The 12,323-nt window shown below is 68.8% G+C and carries 14 protein-coding genes and 1 pseudogene; 4 read left to right on the top strand and 11 right to left on the bottom strand.

The window, feature by feature from the left end:
• From VLK61_RS29500 to VLK61_RS29485, 4 genes and pseudogenes are all read right to left on the bottom strand, one after another.
• Nucleotides 1-227 (bottom strand): annotated as a pseudogene (locus VLK61_RS29500) (tripartite tricarboxylate transporter substrate binding protein); the annotation flags it as partial.
• Nucleotides 228-274: 47 nt separating this feature from the next.
• Nucleotides 275-472 carry a DUF2783 domain-containing protein gene (locus VLK61_RS29495; RefSeq protein ID WP_325426839.1) on the bottom strand — a complete coding sequence of 66 codons (198 nt, stop codon included), beginning with the start codon at nt 470-472 and terminating at the stop codon, nt 275-277.
• A gap of 14 nt (nt 473-486) precedes the next feature.
• Nucleotides 487-2,193 (bottom strand): FAD-dependent oxidoreductase, encoded by a 1,707-nt coding sequence (locus VLK61_RS29490; protein WP_325426837.1) that lies wholly within the window; start codon nt 2,191-2,193, stop codon nt 487-489.
• A 2-nt stretch (nt 2,194-2,195) separates the two neighbouring features.
• Nucleotides 2,196-3,149: an MBL fold metallo-hydrolase gene (locus VLK61_RS29485; protein ID WP_325426835.1), complete on the bottom strand. Its 954-nt coding sequence runs from the start codon at nt 3,147-3,149 to the stop codon at nt 2,196-2,198.
• Between the two features lie 88 nt (nt 3,150-3,237).
• Between VLK61_RS29485 and VLK61_RS29480 the strand changes: the two genes are divergently transcribed.
• Together VLK61_RS29480 and VLK61_RS29475 are read left to right on the top strand one after the other, a co-directional pair.
• The gene (locus VLK61_RS29480) at nt 3,238-4,053 is read left to right on the top strand and encodes an IclR family transcriptional regulator (RefSeq protein ID WP_325426833.1); all 816 of its coding nucleotides are present in this window, start codon (nt 3,238-3,240) and stop codon (nt 4,051-4,053) included.
• Nucleotides 4,054-4,139: 86 nt separating this feature from the next.
• The gene (locus tag VLK61_RS29475) at nt 4,140-5,519 is read left to right on the top strand and encodes a hypothetical protein (protein ID WP_325426831.1); all 1,380 of its coding nucleotides are present in this window, start codon (nt 4,140-4,142) and stop codon (nt 5,517-5,519) included.
• Nucleotides 5,520-5,525: 6 nt separating this feature from the next.
• Here VLK61_RS29475 and VLK61_RS29470 read toward each other — a convergent pair whose 3' ends face one another.
• Both VLK61_RS29470 and VLK61_RS29465 read right to left on the bottom strand, forming a co-directional pair.
• On the bottom strand, nt 5,526-6,047 hold the full coding sequence (locus tag VLK61_RS29470) for a GNAT family N-acetyltransferase (protein ID WP_325426829.1): 522 nt from the start codon (nt 6,045-6,047) through the stop codon (nt 5,526-5,528).
• A gap of 88 nt (nt 6,048-6,135) precedes the next feature.
• Nucleotides 6,136-6,843 carry a DUF899 family protein gene (locus tag VLK61_RS29465; RefSeq protein ID WP_325426827.1) on the bottom strand — a complete coding sequence of 236 codons (708 nt, stop codon included), beginning with the start codon at nt 6,841-6,843 and terminating at the stop codon, nt 6,136-6,138.
• 96 nt (nt 6,844-6,939) lie between these two features.
• Here VLK61_RS29465 and VLK61_RS29460 point away from each other — a divergent pair, with 96 nt between their 5' ends.
• Complete coding sequence (locus VLK61_RS29460) at nt 6,940-7,572, top strand: LysE family translocator (protein WP_325426825.1); 633 nt, start codon at nt 6,940-6,942, stop codon at nt 7,570-7,572.
• A gap of 7 nt (nt 7,573-7,579) precedes the next feature.
• Here the strand turns inward: VLK61_RS29460 and VLK61_RS29455 are convergent, their stop codons facing one another.
• On the bottom strand, nt 7,580-8,146 hold the full coding sequence (locus tag VLK61_RS29455) for a helix-turn-helix domain-containing protein (RefSeq protein WP_325426823.1): 567 nt from the start codon (nt 8,144-8,146) through the stop codon (nt 7,580-7,582).
• A 138-nt stretch (nt 8,147-8,284) separates the two neighbouring features.
• On the opposite strand from VLK61_RS29455, the gene VLK61_RS29450 reads away from it, so the two are divergent.
• On the top strand, nt 8,285-8,749 hold the full coding sequence (locus VLK61_RS29450; protein WP_325426821.1) for a hypothetical protein: 465 nt from the start codon (nt 8,285-8,287) through the stop codon (nt 8,747-8,749).
• Between the two features lie 11 nt (nt 8,750-8,760).
• Here VLK61_RS29450 and VLK61_RS29445 read toward each other — a convergent pair whose 3' ends face one another.
• The 4 genes from VLK61_RS29445 to VLK61_RS29430 all read right to left on the bottom strand — a co-directional run.
• The gene (locus VLK61_RS29445) at nt 8,761-9,837 is read right to left on the bottom strand and encodes a serine hydrolase domain-containing protein (RefSeq protein ID WP_325426819.1); all 1,077 of its coding nucleotides are present in this window, start codon (nt 9,835-9,837) and stop codon (nt 8,761-8,763) included.
• 87 nt (nt 9,838-9,924) lie between these two features.
• Entirely contained in the window at nt 9,925-10,449 is a 525-nt protein-coding gene (locus tag VLK61_RS29440) for a hypothetical protein (RefSeq protein ID WP_325426817.1), read from the bottom strand.
• Nucleotides 10,450-10,551: 102 nt separating this feature from the next.
• Nucleotides 10,552-11,289 carry a dienelactone hydrolase family protein gene (locus tag VLK61_RS29435; protein ID WP_325426815.1) on the bottom strand — a complete coding sequence of 246 codons (738 nt, stop codon included), beginning with the start codon at nt 11,287-11,289 and terminating at the stop codon, nt 10,552-10,554.
• A partial coding sequence (locus tag VLK61_RS29430) for a threonine aldolase family protein (RefSeq protein ID WP_325426813.1) occupies nt 11,286-12,323 on the bottom strand: 1,038 nt, incomplete at its 5' end. The genes VLK61_RS29435 and VLK61_RS29430, both read right to left, overlap by 4 nt.

The following is a 12,323-nucleotide window of genomic DNA, read 5'->3' as shown; positions in this document are numbered from 1 at the left end:
ATGTTGGTGGCCGCACCCGGCTTGTTGTTGACGACGATGGTCTGGCCCAGCGTCTTGCTCATCGCCTCGGCGACCGAGCGCGCGACGATGTCGGAGCCACCACCGGCGGCATAACCCACCACCCATTCGATCGGCCGCGTGTCCTGGGCCAGGGCGCTCGTGGCGGCAAACGACAGCGCCAGCGTGGCAATCAAGGCGGTGCGGCGGGCAAATATCGGGCGGGTCATCGGTGTGATCTCCGGGTGGTGTGAATGACGAAAGGGGCAGGCGGGATTCAGGCGGGCTGGCTGTCACGCGCGGCCTGCAGGGCCTCGCGCAGCACATCGAGCGAGCCGATGTGGTTGGCCAGCAGCAGGATCAGGCGGGCATTCAGGGCATGGCTGTGTTCGGTGGACAACTCACGGTGCGCATCGATCAGCGCCTCGTAGAAATCGTCGGGGTGGTCGAGATGGGGTTCGGTGATCAGCGGCATGACAACAAGCTCCTTCAGACGCGGCCCAGCGCGCGCTGCAGCGCGGCACGCAGGCCTGCTGCACTGGGCTGACGCCAGCGCGCGCAGACATGCTGGTCAGGCCGCAGCAGCACGGCATCACCCGGGCGCAGGTCGTAGCGCTGAGCGACCAGGCCTTGAGCGTCGATCAAGGGCGACGCCGAATCCTGCGCCGCAGCGCCAACGCGCAACAGCGTGAGCGGCGCGACACCCTCACCCGCCGCTTGCAGCGCGGTGATCTGTGCCGGCGTGTGCCGCTCGCCATACAGCAGCAGCGTGAAGCCCTCGCCCAGCTCGCGCAGCAGCCAGCGGGCACGGCCCTCGGCGTCTTGCAGCGGTGCATCGGCGGCCGGTGCACCAGGCCGCAGGCGGCCGGCAAAGTCGGCGTCGTCGTCGGGTGTGTTCAGGGCAGAGCCGTCCAGTGTGGCCGGCAGCGACAGCCGGCCGCTGTTGACGATGCTGCGCGCAAACGGCTGGGTCTTGGCCAGCTGCAGCACGGCGTCGCGGAACAGGCGGCTGATTTCACTCTTCGGCGTGATGAAGTCGGTGGCCCGCGTGGAGTTCAGGATGTTCTCGTCGGCGGCGAATTCACGCTCTGCTGCATAACTGTCCAACAGCGCGTCCGGCGCCTGGCCTTGCAGCACGGCGGCCAGCTTCCAGGCCAGGTTCTCGGCGTCCTGCACGCCGGAATTGGCGCCGCGTGCGCCGAAGGGCGATACACCATGGGCCGAGTCGCCGGCGAACAGCACGCGGCCATGGCGAAAAGCCGCCATGCGCAGGCAGGCGAAGGTGTAGACGCTGGCCCATTCCAGCGTGAATTCGGCATCCTTCATCGCCGAGTTCGCCAGCAGCGCCTTGACGCGCGGGATGATGTTCTCGGGCTTCTTCTCGTGTTCAGGGTCGGCGTCCCAGCCGAGCTGGAAGTCGATGCGCCAGACATCGTCGGGCTGGTGGTGCAACAGCACGCTTTGATTCGGATGGAACGGCGGGTCGAACCAGAACCAGCGCTCGGAGGGCTGGTTCTCCAGGTGCATCTTGACGTCGGCGATCAGGAAGCGGTCGCGGAAGACGCGGCCCTTGCTTTCCTGGCCGATCAGCTGGCGCACAGCAGAGCGCGAACCGTCGCAGGCCGCCAGGTAGTCCGCCTGCAGCCGGTAGTTGCCGTCGGGTGTTTCCACCGTCAGCAGCGCGTGATCGGCGTGCTGCTCGACGCCGACTATCCTGTTCTTCCAGCGCAGCTCGATCAGCGGCAGTTCGGCCACACGTTCGGCCAGGAAGCCCTCGACGTAGTACTGCTGCAGGTTGATGAAGGCCGGCCGTTCGTGGCCGCTGTCGGGCTGGAGATTGAAGCTGTAGATCGGCTCGTCGCGGAAGAACACGCGGCCCAGGTTCCACGACACACCCTTGTCGACCATGCGCTGGCCGCAGCCCAGGCGGTCGAAGATCTCCAGCGTGCGCTTGGCAAAGCAGATTGCACGCGAGCCGGTGGACAAGGTGTTGTCGTTGTCCAGCAGCAGCACGCGCACGCCGCGCTGGGCCAGGTCGATGGCCAGCGACAAGCCCACCGGGCCGGCGCCGACCACCACGACCGGGTGGCGCACCGGCTGCACTGCGTCCTGATCCGTGCTGCGCTGGTAGTCGAACTGCAGGTGCTGGTAGTCCAGCGCATCGGCTGCGGTCGATCGCAGGTCGGCCAGCTTCATCGTCAGCCTTCCAAAGTCTTCCACATCTGCACGTCACGCTCCGCCGTCCAGATGCGCGGGTCGGCGTACTGCGTGGCCTCGTCGAAGCAGCGGGTCACGTCGAAGGGCATGCAGTGGTCGAAGATGACCCAGTGGCCGTAGGTGGGCTTCAGCTTCGCGTAGGTCTCTTTGTAGACCGCGTTGAGGTCCTTGCCGGCCTTCACGCCGGCCTGCACGCTGTCGTACATGTCGGAGACGAAGCCACGGGTGCCGGCCAGGCCGGCTGCCACCTGCTCGGGCGTGGTCAGCGCGGCGCCGCGGCCGGGCACCAGCGCCACCGGCTGCAGCGCGGCGATCTTGTCCAGCGTCTGCGGCCAGTCCTTGAAGTAGGCGTCGCCGGCATAGGGCGTGGCATCGAACTCCACCAGGTCGCCGGAAAACAGGATGCGCTGCTCGGGCAGCCAGACCACGCTGTCGCCCTTGGTGTGGCCGCGGCCGAGCTGGATCAGCTGCACTTCCAGCTTGCCCAGCCAGAGGCTCATGCGGCCAGTGAAGGTGATGGTCGGCCAGGTCAGCCCGGCCGGCACCGATTCGACGGCCTGGAACAGGCGTGGGAAGCGGCCGATCTCGCTGGCCTTGTCCTGCTCGCCGCGCTCGACGATCAGGTCGTAGGTGTCGCGGCTGGCGATGATGTGTTCGGGCCGGTAGCCCGAGGCGCCGAGCACGCGCACCGCGTGGTAGTGGCTGAGCACGACGTATTTGATCGGCTTGTCAGTCACCTCGCGGATGCGGCGGATCACGTCCTGCGCCATCACCGGCGTGGCCTGCGTGTCGATGACCATCACCGCGTCGTCGCCAATGATGATCCCGGTATTCGGGTCGCCCTCGGCGGTGTAGGCGTAGGCGTTGTCGGACAGCTTCGTGAAGCTGACCTGCTTTTCTTCCAGGTCGGCTTGCGAGGCAAATGCTTTGTTCATGGCGAACCCGTTCAACAATGTGAAAGTGACTTGATCTTAGTCAATAAGTTCGATAATGTCGAACTCATTCCGTTAAGTAAAAATACCCATGGCAAAAACCAGCACTGGAAAATCGCCTCCTGCCTCGGCTTCGGAACCGCGGGAATCACGGGGCATCCAGAGCATCGAAGTGGGTGGCCGGTTGCTGCGTGCGCTGGTGCACCTGGGCCGGCCGATGCCGCTGAAAGACCTGGCCCGTGAAGCGGACATGACACCGGCCAAGGCTCATCCCTACCTGGCCAGCTTCGGCAAGATCGGGCTGATCGAGCAGGATGCGGTGACGGGCCACTACGGGCTGGGGCCGCTGGCGCTGCAGGTGGGTCTGATCAGCTTGCAGCAGGTCGACCCGATCCGGCTGGCCTCGGCCGAGTTGCCCGTGCTGGCCCGGGCGGTCGGGCAGACCGTGGGCATCGCCATCTGGGGCAATCGCGGGCCGACCTTCGTGCGCCTGGAAGAAGGGCCGACGGCAGTGCACGTCAACATGCGGCACGGCACGGTGGTTTCGGTGCGGGGCACGGCATCGGGCCGGCTGTTCGCGGCCTTTGTCTCGCGGGATCAGGTGCTGGCGATGCTGCGCGCCGAAGCCGGCCAAAAGACCGCGCGACTGGAGCCTGCATTCGAAGCCGAGCTCGAACGCATCCGCGAGCAGCGCTTCGCCAGCGTCACCGACGGCACGGTGCCCGGCATCACCGCGGTGGCTGCGCCAGTGTTCGACGGCTTCGGCACGATGGTGCTGGCGCTCACCGCCATCGGGCCGAGCGCGATGCTCGATGCGTCGCGCCAGGGCGAAGCCGCGCGGCTGCTGATCGCCTGCGGCGAGGCGTTGTCGCGGAGGCTGGGGGCCCGGGTCGCGCCTGCCCCCTGAGCGGCGGTGCTTGCACTGGCAATCCGGCTGCAGTGGGCGCAGGATCAGGGCTGGTTCGGCAGTTCCTGACAGCAAGGCGGGTGGCGATGACGATGCGCAGCGTATTTCGCAAGGTGCAGCTTGGCGCCGTGGGCGCCGTCACCGTGCTGACTGGCCCGCCGCCGGCCGTGGCCGCCGACGCATTGACCGTGTCCGCACCCGGTTTCCCCGCCGGCTTCGTGCTGGACAAGCTCAACGCGCGCGCCGCCTTCCTGGCCGGCAAGGCCATTGGCGATGGGTCGTTGACGGCCTCGAAGTCCGCACGTGAACTGCAGCTGATGATCGCCAACACCCGCGTGGCGCTGGGCGACACGGTGGACGAGCGCTGGGACAAGCTGGCCGCCGACCCGCAAGCCCTGCTGCGCGCGCTGGACAAGAAGGCCGCGATCACGCCACCCGACGGTGGTGAGCGCGGCCGCATCGAAGACCGCGTGGTGCTCGATGTCAGCGCGCAACTGGCCAGGCCGCCGTTCAGTGACGGCGTGCCGCAGGTCCGGCGCATCGAGGGTGCGACGCAATACTTTCGCAACGACGGCAGCTACCGGCTGCTGATCGAGAGCAACCTGCCCAGCGCCGGCGCCACCGCGTATTCGCTCACGGTGGCCGGCCAGCCGGCGCCGGCCGAGTGGCTGCAGGTGACGCCGCCGAACCGCATGGCGCTGACCATCCCGGCCAAGGCGCTGGCCACCAGCTTCAGCGAGCGTGCGCTGGTGCATGTGCCGATCGAGCTGAGCGCGGTGATGCCCAAGGGCTCTTGGAAATTCTGGCAGTCCAATATCCGGCAGGTGACCTTCCCCTTCGGCCTGGAGCTGTTTCCGCGCAAGCCGCTGGGCTATGTGCTGAAGGATTTCAGCGCACCGACGGTGGTGGACGACAAGCGCACGCTGCTGGTCAAGGGCACCCCGCAGACCGTGGCGCCCTGCGGCCGCGCCGGCTGCGTGCGCGACCAGGTGGTCTGCGTCGACGTGCCCACCGGCGCCAAGCCCGTCGACACCATCAACTACCGCGACAGCATGTCCGGCGACCCCAACGGCGGCTGGACCGGTGCGGTGCAGGCCACGCCCACCGGCTTCTGCGCGATCTTCAAACAGCAGTCAGCCACCGTCTCGCGCAACGTCAGCTTCGACGTGCGCTACAACCCGCTGGCCGGCGATCGGCAGGATACCGAGCGCAAGCTGCGCGCGGCGCGCGGCAAGGGCAGCAACGACCCACCGGCCGATGCCGACGCGCTGGAGTTCGGCATCCCGTACAGCAGCGAGCTGACGCCGCAGATGCTGGGCTATGAGCTGGCGCTGAAGGCCTTCACCGGCCAGACCTACAGCGCCAGTTCGAGCGCCGCGCCGTCGAGCGCGCTGCTGCGGGTGAAAACGCCGGAGCGCGGCGTGGAGCCGCCGCGCCTGACCGTGACTTTCCAGCCGCCCTGGTGACGCGACTCAGCCGTCCACCGGCTGCGCAGGCGTCTCCAGCACGCGCTGGTAGAAGGCCAGGTCCAGCCAGCGGCCGAACTTGAAGCCGGCCTGACGGATGGTGCCGGCATGGTCGAAGCCCAGGCTCGTGTGCAGCGCAATGCTGGCGGCGTTGGCGGCGTCGATGCCGCCGATCATCGTGTGCACGTCGCGCTCTTGCGCCGCGGCGATCAAGGCTTCCAGCAGCCGGCGCCCGAGGCCGGCGCCGCGGTGTTCGCGGTGGATGTAGATCGAATGCTCGACGCTGTATTTGTAGGCCGGCCAGGCGCGGAACGTGCCGTAGCTGGCAAAGCCGAGCAGGCGGCCGTGGTCGTCTTCCACGCCGATCACCGGAAAGCCATTGCTGCGCTTGGTGGCGAACCAGCCGACCATGGATTCCGGCGCGCGCGGCCGGTAGTCATACAGCGCGGTGGAATTGACGATGGCCTCGTTGAAGATCTCGAGGATCGCGCCGGCGTGGCGCTCTTCGGTGCAGGGCAGCAGGTTCATGGGCAGCTCCTTCGGGTCGGCATGAGGTTTGGCACGGCATCCACTATAGTAGAACGTTCGTTGCCACCCGCAAACCCGCTGAGCCGGTTCAAACGTCGTACTGGAGCTTCGGGTACCAGTCGTGGCCGCGCCCTTCAGGCGTCAGGTCCAGGATGTTCCACAGCGGCGTCGGATCGGGCGCACCACGCGGGTCCTGGCCCGGATCGGCGCTTTCCGGGCCCATCTCACCACCCCAGAAGTGCCGGATGACGCCGTCCCGGCGCGTGAAGACGTTCAGCGCGGGATTGTCCTGGTCCGGCGCGGTCTCGAAGGCATAGGCCTCATTGAAGTGGTTGCCGGCCGACGACACGATGTACAGGTGGCGCCAGCCGCGTTCCTGCTTGAAGGCCAGCAGGCGGGCGATCGGCGAGCGTGCAATCACCGCGAAAGCCACGCGCTGCAGGATGTCGGGCATCTGGCCGTCCATCGCGCTCAGCAGCGAGGTGCACATGGGGCACGGCCGCTCGCGCTGCGGGCCGAACATCCAGTTGTAGGTCACCAGCGTCTGCTTGTCGCCGAACAGCTCCGACAAGAACACCGGGCCGTGCTCGCCTTCGAAGGCGTAGTCCTCGGGCAGCTGGCCGCCGGGCGGCAGCGCGCGGCGCTGCACGGCCACACGCTCGATGTGGCGCCTCAACTCGACTTCTTCGGCCAGCAATGCCGTGCGCGCCTCGCGGTAGGCGGCACTTTCGCCGGGGTAGCGGCGCTCGTGGCGAGCGAGGTGGGTGGCGGGCTTCAGTGCATCGGGCGCGTTCATGCTCAGGTCCCTTTCCACGGATGGAACCCCACAGGGGCAAGCCCCGTTCCCGGCGGCCTTATGCTGCCGGGTCGCTGCACTGCCGCAGGATCCTGAATGAACGCCAGCACCCTGATCGCGTTTTCGCTGGTGGCCCTGGTGGCCATCGCCACCCCCGGGCCCACGGTGCTGCTGGCCCTGGCCAACGGCTCGCGCATCGGCCTGCGGCGCGCCGTGCCGGGCATGCTGGGGGCCGTCGCGTCGGACTTCGTGCTGGTCGGCGCGGTGGCGCTGGGGCTGGGTGCACTGCTGGCGGCGTCGGAGTTCTGGTTCTCGGTGCTGAAGTGGGTGGGCGCCGCCTACCTGGCCTGGCTGGGCTGGCGCCTGCTGCGTTCGCACGGCGGGCTGGACCTGTCCGGCTCGGCTGCCGTGCCGGGCCAGGTCAGCCCGCGAGCGGTGTTTGCGCGTTCGTTTGCGGTCGCCGTGACCAACCCCAAGGGCTACCTGTTCTGCTCGGCACTGCTGCCGCAGTTCATCGACCCCGCCGCGGCGCAATGGCCGCAGTACGCGCTGATCGGCATCGTGTTCGCGGCGCTGGACTTCATCGTGATGTTCGGCTATGCCGCGGTCGGCGCGCATGCCATCCGGCTGCTGCGACGCCGCGCGGTGCTGTGGCTGGACCGCTGCTGCGGCGGCGCCCTGCTGGCACTGGCGGGCTCGCTGGTGTTCTATCGGCGCAGCGGGACCTGACAGAAGTTCAGCGGCGCACCAGCGCCACCAGGTACTTGCAGGGTCGCTTGCCCGGGTTGATGAAGGTGCAATCCATCGGCGATCCCAGTTGCAGGCAATCGCCCGCCTCAAGGCGATGCGTCTGGTCGCCCTCCTGGAACAGCAGCTGGCCTTCGGTCACCAGGAGTTGCTGGTGCTGGAACGCAAAAGCCGCCGCGGGATAAGGCACGCGCACCTGGGCCGGCAACTCGATCTCCAGCAGTTCCAGCGGCCCCAGCGCACCCTGCTCGCGGGGTGACAGCGCACGCCGCAGGTAGCCGGTCTCCGGGTCTTGCCAGACGGCTTGTGCAGCCCGCCGGCTGATGCGCTCGCCCCGCCCTTCGGCCAGCGCCAGCAAGGCCGACAGCGCCAGCCCGAAGGCGCCTGAGAGCTTGCCCAGCACGGTCGCCGTCGGGCTGGCTTCGCCACGCTCGACCTTGCTGATCATGGCCTTGGACACGCCGGAGCGCTCGGCCAGCTCGGCCAGCGACCAGCCGCGGGCGGCACGCTCTCTTTTCAGCGAGGCCGAGATCGCATCGGTGGGGTCTGTGCGCATGGTCTTGACTTTCGAGTTGCCGCAGTATCCACTATCGTGGACGTCACACCCCCTGAGGAACGACGTACCCCTCAGGTCCGCCTCAACGCCTTCGACATGACTGCGGGGGCGGCCAGCCTATGGGTTAGCCTGTCGGCCATGAAGCGCACCGAGGTCCCGCCCGAGATCCTGGCCAGGCTGCGCCCGGTTTGCCTGGCGCTGCCGCAGGCCCGTGAAGAAGCGGCCTGGGTCGGCACGCGCTGGCGCATCCGCCAGCAGACTTTTGCCCATGTGCTGTGCGTGGCCTCGGGGTGGCCCCCGGCCTATGCCCAGGCCCTGGGCGCCGACGGCCCGGCCTGTGTGCTGACCTTCCGCTCGCCGCTGCCGGCCTTCGACGCCTTCGCCTACACCTGGGCGCCGTTCTTCCGGCCGGTGTGGTTTCCCGACATCGTCGGCATGACGCTGGACAAGGACACCGATTGGGACGAAGTGGCCGGGCTGCTGCGTGCCAGCTACCGCCACCTGGCACCGAAGAAGCTGGCGGCCCGCCTCGATGCAGCCGATCGCGATGACGATGGCAGTGCCGCCGCACCAGCCCCCTCAGCGCGCACGACACGCCGATGAGGGCCAGCAGTTCACCCGGCGATCAACGCCGCCGCGATCTTCGCCATCACCGCGGGCGCGTGCGCTGAATCCAGCCAGCGCAGCACCACCACCGCGTCGAACACCGGATCGATCCACACCATGTGGCCGCCGGCGCCGAGCATGAACACCGCCTGTGCCGACGCGCCGGGAAAGGCCCGGCCGTCCGGGTTCAGCCACAGCAAGCGGCCATAGAACGGCGCGATCGCACTCGGCTCAGCCATCTTGTCCAGCCAGGCGCGAGGAATCAGCTGCCGGCCGCTGCTAACGCCTTGGTTCAGCAGCAGCTGGCCGACGCGGGCCTGGTCGCGCGCGCTGATCGCCACACCGCCGCCCCAATGCGTGCCGCCGGGCACGGACTGCACGCGGCCCACGCCGGGCAGCGCCAACCAGGCATCGTCATAGCCCTGCCAGGCAAAGCCATCACCGCCGCCCAGCGGCCGCAGCACGTGGTCCAGAAACACCTGCTGCAACGGCTGGCGGAACAGGTGCAGCAGTGCCAGCGACAGCTGGTTGATGCGCACGTCGTTGTATTCCCAGTACGTGCCGGGCGCCTGCAAGGGCCGCGCGCCACCCTTGGGACCGCCGGCCGGGCGCGGATCGTTGGCCACCTGGCGCCAGCGGTCCACGATGTCCGGCAGGCCGAAGCAGCTGCCTTCCCATTCGCTGGTCTGCGTCAGCAGCTGTGCCCAGGTGATGCCGCGGTTGTGTGCGCTGTCGAAGCCGATGCCGGGCAACTGCGTGGCCACCGGGGCGTCTTCGTCCGGCAGCAGCCCCTGGCCCTGGGCCACGCCGGCCAGCAGCGCCAGGTAGGACTTGGCCACGCTGAAGGTCTGGTCGGCACGCTCCGGCTCGCCCCAGGCGCCGATTTCCCGGCCGTGCTGCCAGACCACGCCGGACTGCGGGCCGCGCGGGTGCACCGGCCCGCGCAGCCGGTTGAACGGTGGTGGGTCATCGTGGTGCACACCCCAGGGCACTTCGCCCGGGGCGGGTGAGGCCGCCGGGTCCCGCGGCCAGGGGATCTCGTGGGCCCGTGCAAAGCTCGCGGCGGTCTGCAGAAGGGGTGACATCGGGTGAGGCAGCGTCCGGGTGGTCAGTGCATCGTATCCACTGGCGCGCCGATCCGGCGCGGCACGGCCTATGTCAGCGGTGGTCGCTCAGCGGCGGCACCGACAACGCTGCACCGCCAGCGCCGCCACGCCGATCGACACGCCGATGAGCATCAGCAGCTTCAGCACATTGACAGCCTCGTGCTGCCGCAACAACGGGTCGTACAAGCGCACACGGTAGCTCCTCAACCAGTTGCCGGCATAGGCCTCATTGACCATGACGTCCAGCACGACGGGCTGCTGCCCGGTGAAGGCCTCCAACTCGGCCAGCGTGCGCAGCGGTCGGTCGGCCAGCGGCGCGATGGCGATGCTGGCCGTCGTGCCATCGGGCAAACGGCCCTGCGCGCTGTAGCGCCGCACTCCGGAGCCGCGCGCAGCCGTCACGGACTGCACCGTCATCGTCGTGCGCAGGTAGCCATCGGCATGCCGCAGCAACGAGAGGCGCGAGGCCAGCGGAATGCAGCAGAGCAGCGCCAGCCCCACTGCGCCACAAGCCAGCACGAACCAGCCGGCGCCGCGCCAGTCCTGGACACCGCGGCTCGTGGACGACCGCCAAGGCAGCGGGCGCGTCATCTCGCAGCGGCCGGGTCACCCGGCCAGCAGACCTCGCCGGCCCGCGCGAAGGCAGCAGCGGTGCTCAGCAGCGCGGGCATCGGCGATCCGCCCGGCACGATGTCAGCGACGGCGCAGCCTGCGCTCGAACAGTCTGAACAGGCGTTCCCAATGCCGCTCGGCAGCGGCGCGGTTGTAGATGGCGCCACGCTGCGGAAACACGAAGCCGTGCTCGGCGCCGGGGTACCACTCGATGCGGTGCGGCGTGCCCGATGCTTCCAGCGCGGCCTGCAGTTGCTGGATGTCGGCGGGCGAGGCCCACTTGTCGATCTCGGCGCAGGCGAAGTAGCTTTCGCAGCGGACCTTCGGTGCCATGCGGTGCGGTGAATCGGGCTGCTCGCTGACCATGTTCGCGCCGTGGATCGACGCGATGCAGGCCAGGCGCTCCGGAAAGGCCGCTGCGGCCCACATCACGAAGGGGCCGCTCATGCAGTAGCCGACGGCGCCGATGCGGCGGTCATCGGCCTGCGGCTGCGCATCGACGAACTGCAGCATCGCCTGTGTGTCGCACACGGTGGTGGCGGCGTTCAGCGTGGCCATCAGGCCGAACATCTCGGCCAGCGCGGCCTCGGTGCGCTCGATCACGCGGAAGTCGCGCGAGCGGCGGTAGTACAGGTTCGGCAGCACGACGAAGTAGCCGACCGCGGCCAGGCGCCGCGCCATGTCGTGCAATTCCTCGCGCTTGCCGGGTGCGTCCATGTAGAACAGCACGACCGGAAAGGGCCCGCCCTCTTCCGGGTGCACGACGAAGCTGTTCATCGCGCCATCGGCGCTGGGAATGTCGATGTGGTGTTCGATCATGAAGGCGTCCTGGTCGTGAGCGAGGGGCTTGCGCCCGCCTGCTGCGCATCGCACGAATGTGCACACAAGCGCGCACACAGCTGCGCAAACAGCGGCATCACGCGCTCGTTGTCGATCTGCAGCAGCCGGTCGCCGACGGTGAGCTCGGTGACGCTCCAGCCCGGCACCTCGGTGGGCCGTGCGCCGTCGACCAGCCAGCAGCCGGCCTGCGCCGCCAACTCGTCGCGGGCGTTCATCAGCGCTTCGGCGCTGGCATCGAAGTACAGGTGCAGCATCGGCGTGTGCGGCACGGCCGGGTTCACGCGCAGCGCCGGCAGGCGGGCCAGGCCGGCCGCCAGGTCCAGCGTGCGGGCCTGCAGCGCGGGCATCATGGCCAGGCGCTCGTCGAAGCGCATCGCGGCCGAGGCCACCATCGGGCTCAGGTGGTACAGCGTGCCGCCCAGGCGCCGGCGCCAGACGCGGGCCTGGGCGATGAAGTCCTCGTCGCCGGCCAGCAGCGCGCCAGTGAGTGCGCCGATGCCTTTGTAGACCGACACGTAGACCGAATCGAAGCCGGCGCTGATCTCCGCGGGGCTGCGGCCGTAGTGGGCTGTGCTCTCCAACAGCCGCGCGCCGTCCATGTGCAGGCGCAGGCCGCGCTGCCGGGCTTCGGCCTTCAGGGCTTCCAGCTCGTCCCAGCTGGGCAGCTGGCCGCCGGATTCGCGGATCGGCAGCTCGACGATCAGGCAGGCCAGCGTCTGCCGGCAGGCCTGCAGATCGCTGGCCAGCAGCGGCCGCAGGCGATCGCCCAGCGGCACGGCATGGCAGCGCATCACGGCCTCGTGCGCCTGCTCTTCATGCAGCAGCAGGTGCGACGTGGGGTGCAGGCCGAAGCGCTGCAGCCCGGCGGCTTCGGTCCACAGCTTCACGGCCACCAGCTGCGCCATGATGCCGCTGGGCATGAACACCGCGGCCGGCTTGCCCAGCAGCGCGGCGATCTTGCGCTCGAAGCCTTCGACCAACTCACCCTGGCCGTAGAGGTCGTGCTCGGTGCC

The sequence above is a fragment of the Aquabacterium sp. genome (genome assembly GCF_035476535.1).
GTDB lineage: Bacteria > Pseudomonadota > Gammaproteobacteria > Burkholderiales > Burkholderiaceae_C > Pseudaquabacterium.
The sequence above is the reverse complement of the archived record's forward strand: the minus strand, read 5'-3'. Positions and strand labels throughout refer to the sequence as shown.

Bases quoted from the DNA above. Each gene is read 5' to 3' on its own strand.
- VLK61_RS29475 (WP_325426831.1), top strand. From the start codon at position 4,140: ATGACGATGCGCAGCGTATTTCGCAAGGTGCAGCTTGGCGCCGTGGGC.
- VLK61_RS29445 (WP_325426819.1), bottom strand. From the start codon at position 9,837: ATGTCACCCCTTCTGCAGACCGCCGCGAGCTTTGCACGGGCCCACGAG.
- VLK61_RS29460 (WP_325426825.1), top strand. From the start codon at position 6,940: ATGAACGCCAGCACCCTGATCGCGTTTTCGCTGGTGGCCCTGGTGGCC.
- VLK61_RS29480 (WP_325426833.1), top strand. From the start codon at position 3,238: ATGGCAAAAACCAGCACTGGAAAATCGCCTCCTGCCTCGGCTTCGGAA.
- VLK61_RS29465 (WP_325426827.1), bottom strand. From the start codon at position 6,843: ATGAACGCGCCCGATGCACTGAAGCCCGCCACCCACCTCGCTCGCCAC.
- VLK61_RS29440 (WP_325426817.1), bottom strand. From the start codon at position 10,449: ATGACGCGCCCGCTGCCTTGGCGGTCGTCCACGAGCCGCGGTGTCCAG.
- VLK61_RS29455 (WP_325426823.1), bottom strand. From the start codon at position 8,146: ATGCGCACAGACCCCACCGATGCGATCTCGGCCTCGCTGAAAAGAGAG.
- VLK61_RS29490 (WP_325426837.1), bottom strand. From the start codon at position 2,193: ATGAAGCTGGCCGACCTGCGATCGACCGCAGCCGATGCGCTGGACTAC.
- VLK61_RS29495 (WP_325426839.1), bottom strand. From the start codon at position 472: ATGCCGCTGATCACCGAACCCCATCTCGACCACCCCGACGATTTCTAC.
- VLK61_RS29435 (WP_325426815.1), bottom strand. From the start codon at position 11,289: ATGATCGAACACCACATCGACATTCCCAGCGCCGATGGCGCGATGAAC.
- VLK61_RS29450 (WP_325426821.1), top strand. From the start codon at position 8,285: ATGAAGCGCACCGAGGTCCCGCCCGAGATCCTGGCCAGGCTGCGCCCG.
- VLK61_RS29470 (WP_325426829.1), bottom strand. From the start codon at position 6,047: ATGAACCTGCTGCCCTGCACCGAAGAGCGCCACGCCGGCGCGATCCTC.
- VLK61_RS29485 (WP_325426835.1), bottom strand. From the start codon at position 3,149: ATGAACAAAGCATTTGCCTCGCAAGCCGACCTGGAAGAAAAGCAGGTC.